A 16,564-nucleotide genomic window follows, 5' to 3' on the forward strand; every position below is an offset into this window, starting at 1 on the left:
TGCCGTTAAGCATTACCCTTAATTTGCATATTTAACGTTTTGGCAAAGTCGAGCATCCTGTCCAAGGGCAACAGCGCCCTTTGACGCAATGACTCATCGACAAATATCTCATGTTGTGCGCTGTCACTGTCACTTAACGCTGCCTCAATGGCTTGTAGGCCGTTCATCGCCATCCAAGGACAATGAGCACAGCTTCGGCACGTTGCTCCGTTACCACCAGTGGGCGCCTCAATTAATGTCTTGTTAGGTGCAGCTTGCTGCATCTTATAGAAAATGCCTTTATCGGTTGCCACAATAAAAGTGTCGTTATCCATTGATTGTGCAGCTTTAATCAACTGGCTGGTTGAGCCCACCGCATCGGCTAACTCGACCACACTGGCGGGTGACTCAGGATGAACTAGCACGGCTGCATTTGGATGCAGTGCTTTAAGCTCACGCAAGGCCTTGGCCTTAAATTCGTCATGGACAATACACTCACCTTGCCACATCAACATCTCGGCGCCAGTTTGCTTGGCAATGTAACTGCCTAAGTGTCTGTCTGGGCCCCAGATGATTTTTTTACCTTCGCTATCTAGATGCTCGACAATTTCCAGTGCAATGCTAGATGTGACCACCCAATCGGCGCGGGCTTTGACCGCTGCAGACGTATTGGCATAAACCACTACGGTATGATCGGGATGAGCATCGCAAAAAGCACTGAAGGTTTCGATGGGACAACCAACATCCAATGAGCAAGTTGCATCAAGGGTGGGCATTAAGACGGTTTTTTCTGGGCTCAAGATTTTTGAGGTTTCGCCCATAAATTTAACCCCAGCTACAATCAATGTCTTAGCTGGATGATCGCGCCCAAATCGCGCCATTTCAAGTGAGTCAGATACACAACCGCCAGTCTCCTCGGCTAATGCCTGGATCTCTGGGTCGGTATAGTAATGGGCTACTAACACCGCGTCCTTTTCTTTTAAAAGCTGCTTAATACGCGCCTTATAATGCTGTTTTTGCTCATCATTTAGCGGAATAGGTTTAGCGGGAAATGGATATTGTATGTTTGATATACTTGGAGCTAACTGACTCATGCTTAAACCAAAAATAGTGGATTAATTTGCGTCATTATACTTAATTCAGGCCAAAGATTAATAGCATTAAAAAAAAAGAGCGCTAAGCGCTCTTTTTCAAAAAAACGTTTTGTTAATGCATAGCCAGCAGCATCTCTTGAGGCTGCTCAAGATACTGTTTCCACAAATTACAGAAGCGTGCAATGGTGCCGCCATCGATAACGCGATGGTCACCCGACCAACTCACTTGCATGATCTTACGAGCCTCTACCTCGCCCAGCGCATTAAAGCGCGGCAACGTTTGCAGTTTACCTAACGCCACAATCGCTACCTCAGGTTTATTGATAATAGGCGTTGCGACTGTGCCACCTAATGCACCAATATTAGAGATAGAAATGGTGCCACCTTTAAGGTCCTGCGGGCTCACCCTGCCACTTCGGGCATCTTTAGTTAACCGAGTGATCTCACTAGCCACGTCAAGAATCGATTTAAGCTGTACATCTTTAACATTAGGCACCAATAAGCCCACTTTCGAGTCGACCGCCATGCCTATATTGTGCGAAGCAAAGAAGGTTTGCTCGGTGCAGTCGTCATTAACTCGGCTATTGATATCGGGGAATTGACTTAAGGCCAACGACATCGCTTTCATAAAAAACGGCATCATAGTGAGTTTTAACTCATCGCTAGAATACCGCTGTTTCAACGATTCGCGCAGGGCAACTAACTCAGTTAAGTCTAACTCTTCGCAATAGGTGAAATGCGGTATGGTCGATACCGACTCCATCATCATCTTCGCCATCACGGCGCGAACGCCGCGAATGGGTTCGACTCGCTCTGATTGCTTATTCTCAAGTGTGGCGATCTGCTCGGCGCTGCTGGCAGCTTTAGCCGCTTTGGCTTTAACGGCTTCGCCACCACGATAACGTTCGACATCTTCTTTATAGACGCGGCCATGTTTGCCCGTACCAGGCACTTTGGCTAAATCGATATCATAACTGCGCGCCAAGCGTCTTACCGCTGGGCTGGCGAGTGCTTTACCATTGCTAGGTAATGTACCATCGACCTCTAAGGTGTCATTATCTGTCGCCGCATTATGAGCACTAGCGGCATGCGGTTGCGACACAGCTTGAGCTGCAGGCGCCGACTCCACCTCCACTTCAATAGCAAATAACGGTGAATGCACTTGGGCAAGTTGGCCTTTGCGGTAATGCAGTTTTACAACCTTACCACTTTTTATGGCCGGAATTTGCACCAGTGCTTTGTCGGTCATGACATCGGCAATGGGTTGGTCTTCGACCACCATGTCACCTTCTTTGACTAACCAATCCACTAATTCACATTCGACAATCCCCTCGCCAATATCAGGCAGTAAAAACTCTTCAATGGCAGTGCCCACTGCACTTGTGCTGGCATCATCTTGCGATGAATTATTTTGAACGCTAGCTGAGTTAACGGCCGCTTCCTCCGATAATTCAGTCTCAGCAATATCATCCAGCTCCACCGAATAAAGCGGTGCATGCACTTTTGCGACATCGCCTTTTTTGTAATGAAGTTTTTTGATAATACCAGCATGGGGTGCGGGAATTTGCACTAAGGCTTTGTCTGTCATGACATCGGCAATGGGTTGGTCTTCAACCACAGTATCGCCTTCGCTCACCAGCCATTCGACCAGCTCGCACTCAACGACCCCTTCACCTATATCGGGTAAAATAAATTCTTTAATCATGCCTGCGCTCCTAATATTTCATCGATGCTTTGATCGCTTCAAACGTTTTGAGCGCATCTGGCATATATTCTTTTTCGTGCACCAAGGGGTAAGGTGTATCTAGGCCACACACTCGGCTAATGGGAGATTCAAGATACAAGAAACACTCTTCTTGAATCGTGGCGGCAATTTCTCCAGCGAAACCACCCGTTAATGGCGCTTCGTGATTGATGAGCAGGCGACCGGTTTTCTTAACTGACGCCGCGACTGTCTCCACATCCCATGGGGCAAGTGTACGTAAATCGATGATTTCGCATGAAATGCCCTTTTTGGCTGCCATCGAAGCTGCATTTTCGATGATCTCCATCTGCGCCCCCCAAGCCAGTAAGGTGATATCTGTGCCCTCTTTAACCACTTCCGCTTTACCTAGCTCTATCTCATAGGCGCCTTCAGGGACTTCACCGACACTGGCGCGGTACAAGCGTTTAGGCTCGAAAAACACCACAGGGTTGTTGTCGCGAATAGACGCTAATAATAACCCTTTAGCCTGATAGGCATTTCGTGGCACAACCACTTTTAAGCCTGCGGTTTGAGTGAAATAAGCTTCAGGTGATTGCGAATGATAATGACCACCAGCGATACCTCCGCCATAAGGAGTGCGGTAAGTGATGCCACCGACGTTGAATTCGTTACCACTGCGATACCTAAACTTGGCCGACTCGTTGACGATTTGGTCAATGGCAGGAAAGATATAATCAGCAAATTGGATTTCGGCAATCGCGGTCATGCCGTTTGAGGCTAAACCGTTAGCAAAACCGGCAATGCCTTGCTCAGTCAGTGGGGTGTTAAAACAGCGATCACGGCCAAATTTTTCCTGTAAGCCAGAGGTGGCACGAAATACGCCACCAAAGTGGCCTACATCTTCACCAAACAATACTGCTTTCTCGTCGGTTTCCATTGCAATGGTCAAGGCATCATTGATGGCTTGTAACATATTGATCTTTGCCACGATTTAGACTCTCCCTGCACTATTTGGATAGGACTCTGGATATTTCTTAATATGCTGTTTAAGATTTTTGAGTTGCTGTTCGAGACGCGGCGTTGGCGTGTCATACACATCGGTTATCAGTTCATCTATGGTCACAACAGGCAGCTTCTCTGCCACTTTAACCGAGGCTAACACCTCTTGACGATATTTGTCATACAGTGCGCTGTCATCGCTTTCGGCTAGCCAACCTTTATTGATCATCCACAATTTAAAGCGCTGCACGGGATCATGCTGTTGCCACTTCGCCTCTTCCTCTTTGGAGCGATAGCCAGAGGGATCATCAGACGATGAATGTGCGCCTAAGCGATAGGTCATCGCTTCAATGAGTACTGGCGCATTATGCTCTAACGCATAAGCTCTGGCTTGCTGGGTAGCGGCAAGCACAGCTAACATGTCGTTACCATCTACGCGTATGGTGTGCATACCATAGCCCACCCCTCGGCTAGCAATACCATTGCCGGCAAACTGCTCACTGGTCGGCGTTGAGATGGCATAGCCGTTGTTACGGCAGAAGAAAATCGTCGGCGACTTGAGCACGGCGGCCATATTCAGTCCGGCGTGAAAATCTCCTTCAGAGGCGGCACCTTCACCGAAGTAACAGATAGCAACATTACGTTTACCCTGCATTTTAAGGCTATAACCGACCCCTGTGGCCTGTGGTATTTGCGTCGCCAGTGGCGATGAAATGGTTTGATAATGCAAGGCACTGCTACCATAGTGAATCGGCATTTGACGGCCTTTCCCCAGATCTTTTTCATTACTGAACATCTGGTTCATAAACTGCTCGGTGGTAAATCCACGGTAACGCAGCGCGGCATGCTCACGGTATTGCGCTAAGATAACATCTTCATCATCGAGCGCCGCGACACTGCCAACGATAGACGCTTCTTCTCCGGTGCAGGTCATATAGAAGCTGATGCGTCCTTGACGCTGTGCGCCTAGCATGCGTTCGTCGAGTACTCGGGTGAATACACAAGTGTCATGAATTTTTTCAGCTAATGCTTGGTCAATCACAGGTAATACTGCTTCTTCAAACGTGGTGCCGTCTGCTTGAAGGATCTTTAAAATCGGGATTGACAGCGAATCCTTATCAAGAAAGCTGACCCTATGGACAGTTTCTGTCGTGCTCTTAGTGTTGCTCATACTATTCTCTTATCAGCTGAGTTTTCTTGTTATTTATTTGCTAGCGATTGAGCATAACACTCAATCTCTGGCCTGTATTATCTTCACACGTGAGGTTCAAATTACGTTAACGTAAACTACCTATCAAGCCCAACATGTTTAAAGGAACTAACTAGCATCTAACATTGTTGTATATTTAGCTTTACAATCCTGTCGAGCGTGGCCTTAACTAACCTGATAGCCCTCTGCGGGCACCAAACAGAGCACGGTTCTTTGCCCGACGGGCACATTGGCATTAGGAAACACGATAGACTCTAATGCAGCATCAACCTTAATCTCTGCACCGCCCTCTTTTGCCAGTACATAACCTTTAGGAAACGCGGTAAAGTTCTCCACGTCATTGGTAAACGTAAATTCAAAATCGTCATAACGCTTATTAATAGAGCGATTAACTTGGTAAAGGTTAAGCTGAGTGTTATCAAATGCGGGCAATGCCAAAGGCTCACCTTTAATCAATTGAATTAACATTGTTTTTAACGCAATAAAGCGTGTCATATCATTTTGACCCATCGGCATAACCTTGCCAAGTTCGATAGTAAAAGCATGGGCTTGATAATTATGAGCAGAAAAGTAACTAAAGGTGGTGGTTGGCTCGTGGTGAAATAACACCGTCTTAATACCACAAGCGGCTAAAAACATCAGTTGTTCACCACTATAAGGCGCACCTTGACGATAGGGATAAATGGCAAATTTTTCATGCTTGGAGCCACGAATAGCCGTGTGTAAGTCATAGTGATATCGCGGCGAGTTAGGCTGACCGCCAGTAAAAAAGCGATCGACATAACGCTCAAGCTTCTTGGCTCTCACACGCTCGGCATTGATAAGCCCTTGCCCACTGGAGTGTGCCCCACTAAAAAGCCGGTTGAGGTTTTCTTCGACAAAACGGGTGCCATTTAAAATAGCCGCAGGATTACCGATTAAGAAAAGTAACCTTTGCTGCGTGATGAGTTGGCCGCAGAGTAACTGAGTGATCAGCGTGTTACACAGTTCAATGGGTGCGGTTTCATTACCGTGTATGGCACTGGACAATACAATATTTTTGACTGGTGCATCGCCGCTAGACAACGGCTCAAATGCTATCACCCCGGTATCCCAAATATGTACGCGGGTGTGTTCGCCTATGGTAAAGGTAAACGGCTCTGGGATAGATTTTGGATTTGCGAGGGTAAATTGCAAAAAGTCATTCGACAAATTTAGTGCTTGTTGCACACAAAACTCCTTACATTATTCATACCTTACAGACCATGTTGATCTGCTGTAATAGGCATGACTCCTTGGATTTATTAGTATTATGTTTATCAAGGGCTGATAGTACCATTTAACGGATCAGACAGCCATTTGTCACCACACAATAACTCAGTAACCGGTAAATTAAACTTGCATTCTCATTAAAGCCATCACACAATAAAGCCATCTAGACGTCTACAGTGGTTGCAGGGTGATACTGAGAATTTCATCCTTACCTGCTAATAGGCATATATCAATTAAAAGTCATGAGGTGTACAGATGGCTATAGCCACATTTGGTGCTGGTTGTTTTTGGGGTGTAGAGTACTTTTTCAGACAAATTGAAGGGGTGACAGCGGCAACCTGTGGTTACATGGGCGGTGACGATAAGCGCACCACTTACGAACAAGTCAAACAAGGCAATAGCGGTCACGCTGAAGTGGTTCAGATTGAATATGACGAACACCAAGTCAGTTACCAACAACTTTTAGCCGTATTTTGGTCTAATCACAACCCGACCATGCTCAACATGCAAGGCGGTGACATAGGTCATCAATATCGCAGCGCGATCTTTTTTTATGATCAGCAACAAAAAGCGGCTGCAGAGCAATCGAAACTTGCCTTAGCGCGAAGTGGAAAATGGGGGATGCGCCAAATTGTCACAGAAATCGTGCCAGCGATGGCGTTTCACCGCGCCGAAGAGTACCACCAAAACTACTTAGAAAAGAATAATCTACCCAGTTGTCACTTGACCTATTAAGCCACGATTAATCACGGCAATACTTAAGTAATGTTAAAACTAATCAGGCTATTTTTAACGCGGCAATGGGCAATACTGGCATGTAGCCTGCTCAGTTTTTGTGATGAACGACTTGGGTTAAATGGCTTTTTATGCAAAGCTGTTCATTAATGTAACAAGCACTTTTATGCAACCCTCTCTTTTAATGTCTGCAACGTTATATCAAGTTTGTGTGCCTTATAAAAAAGCCGCCAACCCATTATAGGTTGGCGACTTTTACTAATCAGTCGTCATCTAATCAATCTATGTCTCATTGGACCATTACTCATTCATCACATCTGAACAGCCACTCATGCGTCGCAGCGTTTTATGTGACGATTGACTGCATGCGACTAATTTATAGGCCTTAGTATTTATAGGCCAGTATTTATAGAGCTTAGTATTCACCGCAGTTAAGTCAGTTTAATCTCAGTTTTCATCAACAAAACTGGATCTACACCAAACCTATGCCGTTATTTTTGCAATAATACTTTGCTCGCCGGGTAACATGGCTTGCATCGATGCGCGCGCCTTAACCCGTAAATATAAAGCACTTAAATATGGCCAACGCGTCGCATCTATCGTCTCGCCAGCGTGCTCCATATTAACCATCTGACAACTGAAAGCCAGATCCGCTAAGGTGAGCTTTCCTGCGACAAAATAATCGCTACCCGCTAACTGTTGCTCAAGGTAATCGAAATGAGCAGGCAATTTTTCTGTCAGTGTTAACTGTACTGCAGCTTCGTCACACTCTTTCCCCATACTTTTACTGAGAACACGCTGCGCAAACACACTAAAGGTTGTCAGAGGTGCTAGTTCGTCATCGGCATATTTAGCTAACCAGCGCACGCACGCATTTTGCTCAGCATTATCACCCAGTAAGCTCAACGCTTGTGGATACTGATCTTCGAGATATTGGCAGATCACGCTCGAATCGGCCAAAGTGAAATCTCCCACTTTAATCGCTGGAATACGGTTGAGTGGGTTTATCTCTTTATACCAAGACGGCTGATCAAACGGCGAAATTATCTCTAATTGATAATCCAACGCCTTTTCCGCCAAGCACAAACGTACTTTACGCACAAATGGCGACAGCGGCACACCATAGAGTATCAGGCTCATTGTAAATCCTCAGTTAATTTAGAATTAGTTAATTTAAAAAATGAGCCATGCTATACACCTTAAGCCACGAACACAAGACGCAGTAATCACATCGGCTTCACCACTAAAATAACAAAAAGCCATATCTTTTGGTGCATCTTAAAATTGGATGGGGACGCCTTAATCCTAAACCATATAACGCCGCATTAAAGTGTAAGAACACGCCCACAAAGGCACGGTAAACGGCACGGCTACAACAATAATAAGGGGTCTTAGATACACGTTTGAGTTTAGCGAGAGAGCGGCATAAAACCTCCTGGTTTCATGCTCAATCAAAGCTTAGTCAGAGGCTAATGTCTATAAGCGGTTAGGCAGCAAAATTTTGCAGCATGAGATATCTAGAAGTGAAGCATACGAGGTGATTAAGGTATTGAAAATATTGAGTTGCTTATAAAAAACTAATTGGCTAGCGTTGCTAAGGGATAGTTACGGTTAGCCTAAAGTGTCATTTAAGATCCGGACCTAAACCAGCGTGAACTCTCGCGCCGCTATTTACTATACAAAGGTATCACTTCAAGTAAGCTCGGGCTTGTTCAACACTCGGGATAAGGACGCAGCTGCGCGCGGCCTATCCTTATTTGTTATGTTTCGCCCTACAACGACTCACCAACTTCCCAAACGCACGCTACACAAGATACAGGTTTAACATATCTATTTTGTTTAGTATCGAACGTTACTTTATGAAGTGACTTTACTTGATAATTTGGTAGACATTCAATATGCGCTTGGCGACCATCGTCAGGTAATTGATAGTTAAATACGTCAACTAAAGCGCAAAATAATCGAATACACTTTTTTTCTTTGATTCGACCAAGTTTTTCAATGTCATTTTGATAGGCTGTAGTTGTATCTCGCAACTTAAATTCAATCGCTATTGTATAACCAGAATCCAATTTAAAAACTAAATCGGTGGGTCCGCCATTTTTAAGATCGTATTCCCTATACCATTCAACTTTTGTTTCACCAAAGATATTCTTTGACTCTTTGACAATCGCCTTACCGCATTCATATGCAAAAGCTAATTCAGGCATATGAAATATACCCTGTTCTATATCAGATAGTTCTCTATTTTCACTCTCAGCCACAGAGCAGATTATCTGAGCAATACGATTAATATCCATAATTCCCCTTTCAGAAACATAACGTTCGAATAACGGGCGTTTACTAGCCCAAACTGATTGAAACGCCTCAATCACAACGTTTCTTTGAAAAAATGCGCCACGAGTAAACGTCCCAGTTCATTTGCTTGTTAGCACTATACATACCCCTTGCCAACTTTTTGGAGAGCAGAGAGCATCATCAACACCTCATTTGCCACATAACTACTTCTATTACCCTCGAAGCCATAGCGCCAAGAAACGAAGTGATTGTTGTATTTTTCAAAAAATGCTTGTGCTGATAGTGAAAAGCCTATTTCACTGAGCTGAAGCTTGATTTTGTCTTTGTATTCTTGTGCCAAACTAATAAATAGACTAGACAGGTGATGTCCATGCTCACCACCTTTACTTACGACCTCTTCGTATTGAACAACGCCTTCACAATACTCAGAGGGGGCTTTGAAAACGGTCTTTCCATCAAAAGCTTTTAGATATAACTCTAGTGCGAAACTGGCATTTACGATAAAAGGGGCACCGCGATGAATCATCGCTGCTGCTTCATGTAGGGTAATCGCTGCAATATGAAACGCTTCTGCTTGATAATAAATACTTGGTTCTACTGGTCGTACAATTTTCAATATGGCCTCTCATAGTGCTAACAGCTTATTATCTAGCTGCTCGATAATGTTCCGGTTCAAATTACAACTTAGGCGCAATCAGCCCAATATAACCGACTGTTTATAAATAAAAAATGATAGAAATGACATCTAGTTTTATCAAAATCAAGCCTGCAAAATTGAGCATTTTGATGTAGCGGTCTCTACAACCTTTTACAAAATATCTTATTTTCAATACCTTACTTATTCTACGGAGATTTATCGAGCGAAAATTATCAAAAACCAATTACGACTGTATATATACAGTTACCGTTGTACAATTCCGATGAAAAAACCCTCTTTTATTGAAGCTATCCGTGAACAAATTAGAGTTCGCCACTACAGTTAGCAAACGGAAAAGTCTTATCTTTACTGGGCGCGCTATCTCATCAGATATAGCCAAGTTCAACGAGCATTAAGAGTCGCCACAAAACAGGCTCAGGTGGGTAAGCGAGTCACAGCCCATACTTTCAGGCATTCGTTCGCGACTCAACTTCTACAACATGGAACAGGTATAAGAACCGTACAAGAACAGCTTGGACATAAAGATCTTCAAACCACCCAGATTTATACTCATGCAGCGGGTATCAACCAAACTGGCATCGTCAGCCCACTGGATAGATAAAAACCTAAATCTTGTCATTAGGACCGAAGTGAAATTTTGCCTTGTTTGCCTTTTTAAAAATTTAAAAGTTAACCCTAGCGGTGTTTTTCAAGGTAGTTGGCACTCTTTACTTAAATTTTAAGCTGCATTTCTTGTTTCAGTTTCAGACTCTTTTTTTGGGTTCAACACTACCTCACCGATAACGTCACAGTTCCTTATACCGTTTGGCCAGCGTTTAGGGTTTCTTGATCTTGCCTCTTCTAGTACCTCCTTACGCTTAGATAAAATCGCTTTATCTTGCATCGCATGTCGCTCACTCGGTGATACAAAATTGAGCTTACTGTGCTTATGTTTGGTATTGTACCAAGTCACAAACTCTTCTACCCATTCCCGTGCCTCGGTGATGTTTTTAAAGCCAGAGCTAGGCCATTCCGGCCGATACTTTAAGGTTCTGAATAATGCTTCGGAGTAAGGATTGTCATTGCTTACGCTTGGTCTACTTAACGAAGCGGTAACACCTAACTCTTCAAGCTTGGCTTTCATCGTCAATGACTTCATCGGAGCACCGTTATCAGAGTGCAGTACTAACGGTTTTTTGAAGCATTGCTCACGTAGCATATTGCGCTGCATTAACTCGGCCGCTAGCTCACCACATTCTCGGTCATGGACTTCATAACCCACTATCTTACGGCTATAAATATCCTCAAACATATACAGATAATAAAAGCGCCCTTTGATGACCGAGGCTAAATAAGTAATATCCCAAGACCATACTTTGTTTGGCCCATCTGCAACGTAAGCATCTGGTTTGCTTCTTTTTGTTACGCCTTGGCTTCGCCCACGCCGATTTAATTGTTCATTGGCTTTTAACACTCGATAAAAACTCGACTCTGAAGCGATATAGACCCCCTCATCAAGCAGTGTCGGCACGATTTGTGAGGGAGGTAGGCTTGCAAACCTTACCTCATTAGAGGTTGCCAATATCTGCTCTTGCTCATCATCATTAAGCTTGTTAGCAGGCGCCCGTCTTACTGCCGTAGGCCTTAAATCTGCCTGCACTTTTCCTGCTCGATACCAGCGGCGATACGTCCGTTTACTTAACTCTGCTTCAGCGCAAGCTTTGTAAAGACGCGCACCGTGGGCATAAGCTTCTTGTATTAAATCCACCAGTGTTATGCGCTTAGGCAAAGGCGTTAACTCTCCTCGCTGTCGTCCTCCCAAAGCGCATTGAGCTTTTTTCTAAGCACCAGTAAAGCCGCAGCTTCAGCGAGTGCCTTCTCCTTATAACGTAATTCTCGTTGCAGGTATTTTATTTCTGCCTTGTCTGATTTGGCTTGCTGCTTAATCGTTTTAGCTTGAACTTCACTCGTCTTAAAACCACCTAAACAATCTTGTTTCCACTGCTGAACTTGTTCTCGAAACAAGCCTTTTTCTCGGCAATATTGGCTGATTTCAGTTTCTGACATTGGTGCTGTTTCAATGAGAACTGCAAACTTAGCTTCAGCTGACCAATCATTACTGGTTAATGTTTTACCTGGCACAGGGCGACCCTCTTTTTTGGCTTTATCTCGCCAATGATACAGGGTTTGGTAGGAGATCCCCTCACTGCGAGCCACTTCCGTGACCGTCATATTGTGGGGAGGTAATAATTTCTTTAAGACAGCGTCTTTACGTTCAGGTGAATATCGTGCCATTGAGCTCTCATTGACCGCCCCCTTTATTTAATTATTGGATGATTTTAAGGGGTGACAACAATCCTGACACAGGGGGCTAGGGTCAAGTCGCTATCATAAGCGAGTACAAGTAGTGGTCGTACAAATAGCAAAAAACCCGTTATCTTTCGATAAGGCCTTTTGTTTTAATGTGGTAAAGAGATAGCTGACTTTAAACAATAGGAACCCGAGGGTTCAAGTCGCTATCTTTAACTAGTAATAATAGCGGAAGTACAAATAGTGATAGTACAAACAGCAAAAGCCCGTTACCTTTCGATAAGGCCTTTTGTTTTAATGTGGCAAAGAGATAGCTGACTTTAAACAATAGGAACCCTAGGGTTCAAGTCGCTATCATAAGCGAGTACAAATAGTGATAGTACAAACAGCAAAAAGCCCGTTATCTTTGAATAAGGCCTTTTGTTTTAATGTGGCAAAGAGATAGCTGACTTTAAACAATAGGAACCCTAGGGTTCAAGTCGCTATCATAAGCGAGTACAAATAGTGATAGTACAAACAGCAAAAAGCCCGTTATCTTTGAATAAGGCCTTTTGTTTTAATGTGGCAAAGAGATAGCTGACTTTAAACAATAGGAACCCTAGGGTTCAAGTCGCTATCATAAGCGAGTACAAATAGTGATAGTACAAACAGCAAAAAGCCCGTTATCTTTCGAGTACAAACAGCAAGAAGCCCGTTATCTTTCGATAAGGCCTTTTGTTTTAATGTGGCAAAGAGATAGCTGACTTTAAACAATAGGAACCCTAGGGTTTAAGTCGCTATCATAAGCGAGTACAAATAGTGATAGTACAAACAGCAAAAAGCCCGTTATCTTTCGATAACGGGCTTTTGTTTTAATGTGGCGGAGAGATAGGGATTTGAACCCTAGATGGGCTATAAACCCATGCCGGTTTTCAAGACCGGTGCATTCGACCACTCTGCCATCTCTCCGAACGCCGCGAATAATATAGTGCTCTTTAATCGATGTAAAGTAAAAATGATATTCGCGGCATCAACTGCTTAACTAACCATCAACTAAGGGCTATCACCTACTATCGTTTTATTTTGAAAGCAGATGTTGCCCTTTCGATGAAAAATGCAATTAATTTTCGTCGCTGTGGATACCAACACGCGAGTTATCCGGCGCCGCCAGTTCTTTGCTCAACTTTTTACTTAGCTGGCTCCAGCTATTTAAACGGCGCATTTTGTATCCAACCAGCACACCTACTGACGATACGACAATTGCGATAGCGATTGTCACTTCAGCATGTATTGCCCATATCGCAACAATCGATGATGCGCCGAACGCTAAGCTTATCTGCAAAAAGTTCTGTAAGCCTGCCGCCTTGGCTGAAGCTTGTTTAAAGACCTGCAGCGCACAATTAACCACAATAGGATAACAAGCGCCATTAGCCGCCGCTAATACCGAGAAAATACATAACAAAGGCCAAATGGTCTCGGCCTGGACCACTAAGGTACTAAAGGCGATCCCAGCAACGCACATGCCAAACAGTAACAATAAAATGGTTAAGGTCTGCTCAGCACCGACTCGACGGATAAGCACTTTGCTCATGTAGCCACCCACTATAAACATGACAGTTTGAGGTATAAAGCTCAGGCCAATTTCAGTGGCTTGGTAACCGTGTTGTTCCATGGTGATCGGCCACAGCGTCAGATACGAGAAAAACGCCGCAGAGCAAGCCCCAAATATTAATACGTTACCCAAGTATTGTGGGCTCTTAAGCATATCAAGATAACTCACCCCCACCTTTGTAGGTGCTTCGGCGTTATTTTCAACTTGCTCCGATTTAACCCACATCATGGTTGCCAGCATCAACAGCACTGTGAGGCCAGTCAATAGCATAAATATGCTGCGCCATTCACTATGCTCTAATACGTAGGCGCCAAGAATGGGCGCTAACGCAGGTGATAGTGCCACCAAAGGCATAATATTACTGAACATCTTTTGTGCTTCAGTCGCTTCATATTTATCGATAACGATGGCTTGCCAAATCACGGCAGCGCTGCAGGCACCAATGGCCTGGAAGAAGCGGCCAAGATTGAACAGCCACATAGTATCACTCACCGCAACCATATAACTGGCACAGCCAAACACCATTAAGCCAAATAGTAAGCTGTTACGCTTACCAAAGCGCTGCACTAATGGCCCATACAACAATTGACCGATAGCCAAACCAGCTAAGAAAAAGGTCAATGAGCTTGCCACATGGCTAGGGGTGGTTCCAAATGTTGCTTCAATTGCTTTGAAAGCAGGTAAATACATATCAGTTGCAACAAAACCCAACATACTCAGCAACGCAAGATAGATAAAAAACAGCAATTTTCCGCATTTATTCATAAAATTCATACATTCACACTAGTAACAAAATAACGAGTCGCGGAGTGTAGATACTTGCTTATTGGTTGTGAAGCGTTTATTTTTGCTTACAGGTTTGAAAAATTCTCACAGCAAGGACCTAAGAGTATGCTTTCAGAACAATCCATGAAACTTGTCGATATGGTGGCCCGCGCGGGCAGTTTTACCGCCGCGGCCAATAAGCTGCATAAAGTGCCTTCTGCTGTGAGTTACGCAGTTAAGCAAGTAGAAGAAGAGTTAGGTGTGATGCTGTTTGAACGTCACCACCGTAGTGTCAGCTTAACGCCTGCGGGCGAGCACTTTGTCAAACAGGCCCGCCAAGTGCTCACCAATATCGAAGCTCTAAAAGACAATACCAAACGTGTGGCTAATGGCTGGCAGCCGACATTATCTATCGCGCTCGATAACATTGTCAGGGCCGACAAGATCAGTGTGTTGATTGCCGATTTTTATCGCCATTTCGACAATGTCGAGCTGATCATTCGCATCGAAGTGTTTAATGGGGTTTGGGAGTCTATCGCCACAGGTCGCAGCGATATTGCCATTGGTGCAACCACCGCCATCCCTGTTGGCGGCGATTATCGTTTTAAAGATATGGGCCATATCGATTGGACCTTCTTGGTCAGTAAACATCATCCATTAGCTGCAATAGACCGCCCTTTACTTGACGATGAACTTAAGGCCTACCCAGCAATTTGTCTTGAAGATACCTCACGAGAGATCCCCAAACGCATGACCTGGCTGCTGGAAAATCAACGCCGCTTAGTCGTTCCCGATTGGATACGCGCAATTAACTGCTTCCGTGAAGGGTTAGGCATAGGTTATATGCCCAAACATTTTGCATCGCCCTTTATTCAGGCGGGCGCGCTTATCGAAAAACAGTTAGAACGGCCAAAAGCCGCTAGCCCTTGCTGCTTAGCCTGGAACGATGCCAATATGTCTCCGGCGATGGCGTGGGTATTGGATTACTTAGGCGACAGTGAAAAATTGCAACGAGATTGGTTTCATTAATCATTTAGCATCAATCAATTAGTATTAATCACCGACTAACGCTTTTACCACAGCGCTGGCTCAGGTATGATTTAACCATGGACATTGACTAGCGTAAAATTCTATTCATTTAATGGAACTGTTGAATATGAATGAACTCAAATGATCATTGAGCACTTTTACTATAGAGTCACACTGATTAAGCGATAACGCTAAGCAAAAGTTATTTCGGGTCACTGGAGAAAAAGATGACACAAGAAACACTGTACGCAGGACATGCTTCGACAGAAGTTGTTAATAAACTGCTTAAAAATACCTATATGCTATTGTCGATGACACTCGCATTCTCTGCATTATGTGCCGGCCTAGCAATGGCGATGCAGATTGGGCCTATGATGTCATTGGGATTATCCCTTGGTGGACTGGTACTGTTATTTGTCACATTAAGAAAAGCCGAAACTGCTGCTGGGCTATTTTGGGTGTTTGCATTTACAGGCATGGAAGGTGCGTCTTTAGGCTATATGCTTAACCACTATGCGGGTATGGCGAACGGCCCACAATTGATCATGCAGGCCTTAGGCTTAACCTCTGTGGTGTTTATCGCCCTGTCAGGTTATGCCCTAACCACGAAAAAAGATTTTTCATTTATGCGCGGCTTTTTAATTGCCGGTTTGGTCATTGCTATCGTTGCGGGTATCGCCAATATCTTTATTGGTAGTGGCACCGTATTTATGGCGCTTAACGCGGGTGTCGCATTATTGATGACGGGGTTCATTTTATATGACACCAGTCGCATCGTTAACGGTGGTGAAACCAACTATATTCGCGCGACTATCTCGCTATACTTGGATTTCTTAAACTTATTTATCTCTATCCTGCACCTAATGGGGATTGGCGGCGACGATTAATTTACCGCTTAACCTCTCTCCCAAAAGGACTTCGCGTCTGTTTGAGATACAGGGATAAATTGCGATAGAATAGC

The 16,564-nt window shown here is 44.3% G+C and carries 14 protein-coding genes and 1 tRNA gene; 4 read left to right on the forward strand and 11 right to left on the reverse strand.

Going from position 1 to position 16,564, the window contains the following annotated elements; genetic code table 11:
* Nucleotides 1–5 precede the first annotated feature (5 nt).
* The 5 genes from nadA to astE all read right to left on the reverse strand — a co-directional run bounded on the left by nadA (nucleotide 6) and on the right by astE (nucleotide 6,196).
* Entirely contained in the window at nucleotides 6–1,073 is a 1,068-nt protein-coding gene (gene nadA / locus AC0VXX_RS09405; RefSeq protein WP_475514028.1) for a quinolinate synthase NadA, read from the reverse strand.
* Nucleotides 1,074–1,185: 112 nt separating this feature from the next.
* A complete protein-coding gene (locus AC0VXX_RS09410; RefSeq protein WP_475514029.1) occupies nucleotides 1,186–2,778 on the reverse strand; it encodes a dihydrolipoyllysine-residue acetyltransferase in 1,593 nt (530 codons plus the stop codon).
* A 10-nt stretch (nucleotides 2,779–2,788) separates the two neighbouring features.
* A complete protein-coding gene (locus AC0VXX_RS09415) occupies nucleotides 2,789–3,766 on the reverse strand; it encodes an alpha-ketoacid dehydrogenase subunit beta (protein ID WP_475514030.1) in 978 nt (325 codons plus the stop codon).
* A gap of 3 nt (nucleotides 3,767–3,769) precedes the next feature.
* Nucleotides 3,770–4,948, reverse strand: a complete 1,179-nt coding sequence (locus AC0VXX_RS09420; protein WP_475514031.1) for a thiamine pyrophosphate-dependent dehydrogenase E1 component subunit alpha — start codon at nucleotides 4,946–4,948, stop codon at nucleotides 3,770–3,772.
* A gap of 204 nt (nucleotides 4,949–5,152) precedes the next feature.
* Nucleotides 5,153–6,196: a succinylglutamate desuccinylase gene (gene astE, locus AC0VXX_RS09425; protein WP_475514032.1), complete on the reverse strand. Its 1,044-nt coding sequence runs from the start codon at nucleotides 6,194–6,196 to the stop codon at nucleotides 5,153–5,155.
* Between the two features lie 297 nt (nucleotides 6,197–6,493).
* On the opposite strand from astE, the gene msrA reads away from it, so the two are divergent.
* Nucleotides 6,494–6,973: a peptide-methionine (S)-S-oxide reductase MsrA gene (msrA, locus tag AC0VXX_RS09430; RefSeq protein WP_475514033.1), complete on the forward strand. Its 480-nt coding sequence runs from the start codon at nucleotides 6,494–6,496 to the stop codon at nucleotides 6,971–6,973.
* Nucleotides 6,974–7,456: 483 nt separating this feature from the next.
* Here the strand turns inward: msrA and AC0VXX_RS09435 are convergent, their stop codons facing one another.
* The 3 genes from AC0VXX_RS09435 to AC0VXX_RS09445 all read right to left on the reverse strand — a co-directional run bounded on the left by AC0VXX_RS09435 (nucleotide 7,457) and on the right by AC0VXX_RS09445 (nucleotide 9,887).
* Nucleotides 7,457–8,113 carry a glutathione S-transferase family protein gene (locus AC0VXX_RS09435; protein WP_475514034.1) on the reverse strand — a complete coding sequence of 219 codons (657 nt, stop codon included), beginning with the start codon at nucleotides 8,111–8,113 and terminating at the stop codon, nucleotides 7,457–7,459.
* A 632-nt stretch (nucleotides 8,114–8,745) separates the two neighbouring features.
* A complete protein-coding gene (locus AC0VXX_RS09440; RefSeq protein WP_475514035.1) occupies nucleotides 8,746–9,348 on the reverse strand; it encodes a hypothetical protein in 603 nt (200 codons plus the stop codon).
* A gap of 59 nt (nucleotides 9,349–9,407) precedes the next feature.
* Nucleotides 9,408–9,887 (reverse strand): hypothetical protein, encoded by a 480-nt coding sequence (locus tag AC0VXX_RS09445; protein WP_475514036.1) that lies wholly within the window; start codon nucleotides 9,885–9,887, stop codon nucleotides 9,408–9,410.
* Between the two features lie 406 nt (nucleotides 9,888–10,293).
* On the opposite strand from AC0VXX_RS09445, the gene AC0VXX_RS09450 reads away from it, so the two are divergent.
* Nucleotides 10,294–10,530 (forward strand): tyrosine-type recombinase/integrase, encoded by a 237-nt coding sequence (locus AC0VXX_RS09450; RefSeq protein WP_475516983.1) that lies wholly within the window; start codon nucleotides 10,294–10,296, stop codon nucleotides 10,528–10,530.
* 117 nt (nucleotides 10,531–10,647) lie between these two features.
* Here AC0VXX_RS09450 and AC0VXX_RS09455 read toward each other — a convergent pair.
* From AC0VXX_RS09455 to punC, 3 genes are all read right to left on the reverse strand, one after another.
* Nucleotides 10,648–12,203 (reverse strand): IS3 family transposase gene (locus tag AC0VXX_RS09455; RefSeq protein WP_475514037.1). Its coding sequence is split into 2 segments (ribosomal slippage): nucleotides 10,648–11,750 and nucleotides 11,750–12,203, totalling 1,557 coding nucleotides; the frame shifts between segments, so codons are not numbered across the junction.
* 872 nt (nucleotides 12,204–13,075) lie between these two features.
* Nucleotides 13,076–13,166 (reverse strand) — tRNA-Ser (locus AC0VXX_RS09460).
* A gap of 151 nt (nucleotides 13,167–13,317) precedes the next feature.
* Nucleotides 13,318–14,583: a purine nucleoside transporter PunC gene (gene punC / locus AC0VXX_RS09465; protein ID WP_475514038.1), complete on the reverse strand. Its 1,266-nt coding sequence runs from the start codon at nucleotides 14,581–14,583 to the stop codon at nucleotides 13,318–13,320.
* 117 nt (nucleotides 14,584–14,700) lie between these two features.
* On the opposite strand from punC, the gene punR reads away from it, so the two are divergent.
* Complete coding sequence (gene punR, locus AC0VXX_RS09470) at nucleotides 14,701–15,603, forward strand: DNA-binding transcriptional activator PunR (RefSeq protein WP_475514039.1); 903 nt, start codon at nucleotides 14,701–14,703, stop codon at nucleotides 15,601–15,603.
* Between the two features lie 227 nt (nucleotides 15,604–15,830).
* A complete protein-coding gene (locus AC0VXX_RS09475) occupies nucleotides 15,831–16,490 on the forward strand; it encodes a Bax inhibitor-1/YccA family protein (protein ID WP_475514040.1) in 660 nt (219 codons plus the stop codon).
* The last annotated feature ends 74 nt before the right edge of the window (nucleotides 16,491–16,564 follow it).

Source organism: Shewanella sp. QJM3NY_23 (genome assembly GCF_056173105.1).